The organism is Rhizobacter sp. P3_B12, from assembly GCF_056402895.1.
The window spans coordinates 1-826 of the sequence record NZ_JBFUGN010001584.1 but is presented as its reverse complement, the minus strand read 5'-3'; the positions used below and the strand labels follow the sequence as shown (position 1 = coordinate 826).

Annotated in this window: 2 protein-coding genes; one reads left to right on the top strand and one right to left on the bottom strand. The window is 67.3% G+C overall.

Annotated features, from left to right (window positions below):
* The coding region (locus tag AC1D01_RS37040) for an FAD-binding protein (protein WP_477874849.1) at positions 1-510 on the top strand (510 nt) is incomplete at its 5' end.
* Here the strand turns inward: AC1D01_RS37040 and AC1D01_RS37035 are convergent.
* Positions 507-794: a late competence development ComFB family protein gene (locus AC1D01_RS37035; RefSeq protein ID WP_477874847.1), complete on the bottom strand. Its 288-nt coding sequence runs from the start codon at positions 792-794 to the stop codon at positions 507-509. The genes AC1D01_RS37040 and AC1D01_RS37035 overlap by 4 nt on opposite strands.
* Positions 795-826: the final 32 nt, after the last annotated feature.

The window sequence follows — 826 nt, the reverse complement described above, 5'->3', positions numbered from 1 at the left end:
GGGCTGTACGCGGTCGGCGAGACCACCTACACCGGCCTGCATGGCGCGAACCGGCTGGCCAGCAACTCGCTGCTGGAATGCGTGGTGCTCGGCAAGACCTGCGCCGACCACATCCTCGAGCACGCGCCGAGCGAGCAGCCCGAGCTGCCGGACTGGGACGAGAGCCAGGTCGAGAACGCCGACGAGCAGGTCGTGATCGCGCACAACTGGGACGAGCTGCGCCTGCTGATGTGGAACTACGTCGGCATCGTGCGCACCACCAAGCGGCTGGAGCGGGCGCTGCACCGCATCGACCTGCTGCGCAGCGAGATCGACGACTACTACGCGAACTTCCGCGTCACGCGCGACCTGCTGGAGCTGCGCAACCTGGTCGATTGCGCCGAGCTGATCGTGCGCTCGGCACTGATGCGGCATGAGAGCCGCGGGCTGCATTTCAGCCGCGATTTCCCGCGCACGCTGCCGGTGAGTTTCCCGACGATCCTCGTGCGCCTCGCCACCAGCCGAAGCTAGTTCCGGGCTTTCATGGCGGTACGCGCCAGCACGAACTGGAACGCGAAGTCGACCGCCTCGGTGATCGCCACCTCGATCACGTGGCGCTCCTTCTCGCTCAGGTAGAACGAGAAATCGACCGCATGCCGGATGTAGCGCGGCGGCAGCCGGTTCAGCGCGACGCAGGCGATGTCGGCGAGCAGCTCGCTGCCATGCAGGTGCGGGTGCTGGGTGGCGGCCGCGGACACCGCCTCGAAGACGGCGCGCTCGTGGTAGTTGAAGATCGTGTCGAAGTCTGCGCTCATGGGGTCCGCCGTTCGGTGGGGATGTCCCGTCG

Excerpts from the sequence above, each read along its gene's own strand:
- AC1D01_RS37035 (WP_477874847.1), bottom strand. The coding sequence starts at position 794 with ATGAGCGCAGACTTCGACACGATCTTCAACTACCACGAGCGCGCCGTC.